The 4,350-nt window shown below is 54.1% G+C and carries 5 protein-coding genes and 2 pseudogenes; 4 read left to right on the forward strand and 3 right to left on the reverse strand.

The window, feature by feature from the left end:
- Positions 1–150: pseudogene (locus AAAC48_RS00560) on the reverse strand (transposase); the annotation flags it as partial.
- 619 nt (positions 151–769) lie between these two features.
- Here AAAC48_RS00560 and AAAC48_RS00565 point away from each other — a divergent pair.
- From AAAC48_RS00565 to AAAC48_RS00580, 4 genes are all read left to right on the forward strand, one after another.
- Positions 770–1,096: a hypothetical protein gene (locus tag AAAC48_RS00565; RefSeq protein ID WP_340652301.1), complete on the forward strand. Its 327-nt coding sequence runs from the start codon at positions 770–772 to the stop codon at positions 1,094–1,096.
- A gap of 249 nt (positions 1,097–1,345) precedes the next feature.
- Complete coding sequence (locus AAAC48_RS00570) at positions 1,346–1,831, forward strand: hypothetical protein (protein WP_340652302.1); 486 nt, start codon at positions 1,346–1,348, stop codon at positions 1,829–1,831.
- An 876-nt stretch (positions 1,832–2,707) separates the two neighbouring features.
- On the forward strand, positions 2,708–2,839 hold the full coding sequence (locus AAAC48_RS00575; RefSeq protein ID WP_340652303.1) for a hypothetical protein: 132 nt from the start codon (positions 2,708–2,710) through the stop codon (positions 2,837–2,839).
- Positions 2,840–3,031 carry a hypothetical protein gene (locus tag AAAC48_RS00580; protein WP_340652304.1) on the forward strand — a complete coding sequence of 64 codons (192 nt, stop codon included), beginning with the start codon at positions 2,840–2,842 and terminating at the stop codon, positions 3,029–3,031. It begins immediately after the preceding gene.
- Between the two features lie 18 nt (positions 3,032–3,049).
- Here the strand turns inward: AAAC48_RS00580 and AAAC48_RS00585 are convergent, their stop codons facing one another.
- Together AAAC48_RS00585 and AAAC48_RS00590 are read right to left on the reverse strand one after the other, a co-directional pair.
- Positions 3,050–4,036: an MlaD family protein gene (locus AAAC48_RS00585; RefSeq protein ID WP_340652305.1), complete on the reverse strand. Its 987-nt coding sequence runs from the start codon at positions 4,034–4,036 to the stop codon at positions 3,050–3,052.
- Between the two features lie 232 nt (positions 4,037–4,268).
- Positions 4,269–4,350 (reverse strand): annotated as a pseudogene (locus AAAC48_RS00590) (short-chain dehydrogenase); the annotation flags it as partial.

The following is a 4,350-nucleotide window of genomic DNA, read 5'->3' on the forward strand; positions in this document are numbered from 1 at the left end:
TGCGCCGTCCGCGCCATAGCCGGCGTCGGCCAACACCACGCCGGGCGCAACTCCGGCCGCTTGAGCGGCTCGGATCTGGTCGAGCGCGATTGCGGGCTTCGTCTGGAATGCGACGCTGTCCGGGATCCTCGCCTTGCGGTGCGTTTTCGCGCGTTTGGTCGTTGAGCCCGAAGCCAGCAATTTCGCTGTCCTGCAGCGAAATGTCGAGAACTACGCCCTCGGCGGTGTCGTCCACTGTGTGCCATGCGCGGTCGGGATGATTGACGCGATGACCGATCTCCATGTCAATCGCAGCGAAGCAGCAACAGGCAACAATGTCCCGGCGGCATCGAGATCAGAACCCCCGATCAGCACTGCTCCAGGTTGCCGGGGTTTCTGTAAGCAGTATCGGGCTCGTATGGATCGATATAGAGGGATATGAAACCATCGCATGCCTGTCCATGACATGGCGCGCGGCGTGCCCATCCATATCGCGATTGCACCGGGATCAGAGGCCCAGCCTGCTTCGCTATCTCGCGACGTATTACCGGTGATGTGTCATTCTCAACGATCCCTCGCCGTAGATGACGCAGTGTCGAAGATTCCGCTTCATCAAGGTCCGGTCCGCGTCCTGCTTATCGACTGAAGAATGCGCTCTCACCTCTAAGGTGTTGGCGGCATTTGCACATGTCGCTGGAAGGCTTGTCCCGACATTTTCGTCATCCATCTTGCCAAATCAGCGCCTTTGGCCCATTCATGTCGCGCTGCCCACGCGATCGAGGACATTGGCATGACGACAAGACACCTTCAGGTGATCCTACTCACTGTACTGCTCGCCGGTTGCGGCAATATCCAGGGCCAGCTCGACAACGAAAAAATCTCATCCCTGCGTTATGACACTGTAGAGTGCCCGGCACTCGTGGCGCAGCGCAACCAGGCCATGGCTGAAGTCGGCGGCTTGACCAATGGAGCAGGCTATCAGGATCCGAACGTCATCACCGGCTTCGGACCAATCCTTCCTGACTACCGCACGGCAAATCAGAAGAAGGCCGGAGCTTTGCAGGGCCAAATCGATTCGATGGGTCGGTCCATCGATCGGCGGAAATGCGCCGGATAACAAAGGCGGCACAGCGCCGGTATAAAGCGAAATGGCCCCAGGGGGGCCACGCTGCATTTTCCATCAATGATTGCCCATTGGATCATAATTTGCCTACAACAGGTATTCGCCAAGTAGTTTCCTTGATTATTGAGTCTTATACTCACGTTTAAGAAACAGTGGTTGATTTACATTTGGCTCCAAACATTGTTTCGTAATTTCAAAAGTGATTCCGAATAATTCGGAATCACCAGCACCAGGAGCAACATCATGATCTTCGGTATGGCACCGTTTACATTGTTCCACGTAATCTTGAGCTTGATCGGCATTGTTACAGGGCTGGTTGTTCTGGCCGGGCTGATAGGCTCGGAAAGCAAACCTGGCTGGACCTTGGTATTCCTGATAACGACGGTAGCGACGAGCGTAACCGGATTCCTGTTTCCGTTCGGTGGATTTACGCCTGCCATCGGCGTTGGCATCATCTCGATGATCTTCCTCATCACGGCAATCATCGCGCTCTATTTCTACCGCCTCGCCGGTGCATGGCGATGGGTCTATGTGGCAAGCGCAGTCGTGTCGCTCTATTTGAATATCTTCGTATTGGTCGCGCAGTCATTCCAGAAAATACCCGCGCTCAATGCACTGGCGCCAACCGGCTCCGAACCGCCATTTGCCATCGCCCAAGGCATTGTCCTCGTGCTGTTCATCATCGCGGGTTTTCTTTCCCTGCGGCGTTTCCATCCTCTGCCTGCCTAGACAAAACAAGTAAACACTGATCGGCGCGGCAACCAGAAAGCCATTGCCGCACCGACTCACAGCATATTGATTGCCCGATAACGCAGTATTACCGAATCATATGTCAAAGTTAGTTGAATAAGAGCAGAACTAAGCGTACACATATCGGCTTAGGCGAATGGTTAGCTTCAACCCTCCGGCACAGTCTGACGGGTAATTTGTTCTTCTCCAGGGAGTGACAAAATGGGAGACGTGACGCTTCATACCCCCCATAATGCGAGCTGCGCGACACCGCAAATACTACAAAAAGTGCGTGAGGAAATGCCCAAGAAGCCGTCCAGCCCGAACAAGCTTTCGGATATTCTGAGACGCGCTAAAGGCGGATTCACCCACCGTCGGTTCAAGCAGCATACGGCTTAAATGACGAAGAACCAGGGCTCATCGTTTCATGAGCAAGCTGGTTGCCCCAAGCAATGCAATATAGATAAGGACTGCTGCTGGATCAGCCGCAGCGGTCCGATTTGTTTGGTAGCGCCGTTAGCGGTATAATTCCTCACCCGAAATGTTAGAGGTTGCGGTTATGCGTGATCTTGATTTCATTCTCGCCATCATCGTGGTCCTGCTCCTTGTCTATCAGGCGCAAACATCCCATTGGCGCCTTTGATATTGGCAGGGCGACCATAGCTTATTGGGAACTTCACGGGCGGACACAATCTTCGCTGCAGGAAACAAGCAGATATAAATCGGATTCCGGAGACCGGGAACTAGTTCTATAGACTGAATTGTTGAGTTGTTTTCGAACTGCCACTGTGGCCAGATGCGACCCGAGCCGCACTGTTATCCTCGGCTCAATGCCCTCTTAATCACTGTTTTCATTGGCAGATGTGGGAGGCACCAATGGAAGAGGAGGATGACAAAAAGGACAAAGAGGACTACGCGCCCTACCTGACCTCGATCTGGGGCTACCTCATCATCTTTTTGATCATCATACCGATTGTCTTGTACTTGGGCCGTCAGTTCGGAAGGTGAATGTTTGTGTCTTATACAGGCTTGATCAAGAGGGCGAAGAACCCCGCCGCAGATGCTTATAACCAATCGAACGATGACAATCTGTTCGGTTTCGACAGTGAATTCAAAGCCTATCTTTACTGGCCGCTGGCGGTTGTGATGGTCGCCGTCTCGGTGGCAAGCTACCTCGTCGGAATGTATTTCGCTTCATGATATCTGAGGCGCTCTCCCTCACCGTGGAGCTTCATATTCCGGCACCCTGTTCTGGTCGCCGAAAATCAGCTTCCGCGGATTGTCCTGGATCTCCGAAACACCCCGTTCAATGCTCTGGACCGACCGGCGGCTTGACGAGACAGATTTCTGTGCTTCACGCAGCTTGTCGCCGGTCAGATTGCCCAAAGTGTTCATGATGGCGACCAGCTTCGCGTTCAGATCCTTCGCCTGATCCTGATAGGATTGCAGTTTGGTGCGTACCGCCGTCACAGTACTGTCCTTGTCATTCGAAAGCTGCTTATCGGCCTTGGCCAAATTCTCGTCGATCTTGACCGACGCCGTATTCACGCGTGCGATGACATCACGCGCATCATGCATGATATCTCCAACACTTCGTGCCCGCCGGCCATATTCATCGATCATCCCGGTGCTGGCTGCAAGCCGGTCGGTTGCGGCCTTGGCCTGTTTGATGCTCTCCATAAACGGGCCTTTGGTTTCCGCAAAATATTGCTCGGTTGCCGTCGTTGCCTTGTCGACGCGATCAATCCAGTCCTGCGCGGTCTGAACGAGTGTCTTCAAGGACGTCGGATCGATATCCATCCGCGCGACCGTATCCTCCTTTTCCGCCTCTTCCAGTAATTTCGGCTCATAGGCCTTGCCGCCCTTGAGCTCGATATACGCCCTGCCTGCCAGCAGTTCGAACGCCAGCGTGGCCACGGTGGAACGGGTGATCGGCGTGGTCGAGTCGATTTCGGTCTGAACAATGACGGCGTCTGGATTGGTCGAATCGATGAACAGCCGGCGAACTTCCCCGACCTTCAGGCCGTTGAAGTAGACCGGGCTCTTGGCGGCGAGGCCGGTGACGGAGCCTGGAACCCGGATCTCAAGCGTCGTCGTCTCGCGGTTGTCTCCATAGCGCCCGATCCAGTAGAAGAAGCCGAACGCCAGGAGACCCACCACCAGACAGAAAACCGCTACGAGAAAATAATTGGCTTTGGTTTCCATCGACTTTCCGGCGCGACTCCGCGGGCTGGTATGAGTATTCCTATCATTACCGCCTTAGGCTGGGCCAAATCAATGGCGAACCCCTTTGGATACCGTTTGATTACTCGACCCTGATGGACATCTGATGCGATTTTCAGCGCTTCCGGTGCTCGTGAATGAAAACGTCCACTGCGCTCTGGCTCTCGAAAAGCCGCACCATTTGCCCCGTCAGGCTGCAATCTCAAAAGATTTCTTAAAGCGTACTCATCCCTCCATCGATCGTGAATTCGCTGCCGATAATGTAAGCGGCCTCATCCGACGCCAGGAACACGATC

The organism is Phyllobacterium sp. (genome assembly GCF_037994405.1).
Classification (GTDB): Bacteria; Pseudomonadota; Alphaproteobacteria; order Rhizobiales; family Rhizobiaceae; genus Phyllobacterium.

Excerpts from the sequence above, each read along its gene's own strand:
- AAAC48_RS00580 (WP_340652304.1), top strand. The coding sequence starts at position 2,840 with ATGTTTGTGTCTTATACAGGCTTGATCAAGAGGGCGAAGAACCCCGCC.
- AAAC48_RS00565 (WP_340652301.1), top strand. The coding sequence starts at position 770 with ATGACGACAAGACACCTTCAGGTGATCCTACTCACTGTACTGCTCGCC.
- AAAC48_RS00585 (WP_340652305.1), bottom strand. The coding sequence starts at position 4,036 with ATGGAAACCAAAGCCAATTATTTTCTCGTAGCGGTTTTCTGTCTGGTG.
- AAAC48_RS00575 (WP_340652303.1), top strand. The coding sequence starts at position 2,708 with ATGGAAGAGGAGGATGACAAAAAGGACAAAGAGGACTACGCGCCCTAC.
- AAAC48_RS00570 (WP_340652302.1), top strand. The coding sequence starts at position 1,346 with ATGATCTTCGGTATGGCACCGTTTACATTGTTCCACGTAATCTTGAGC.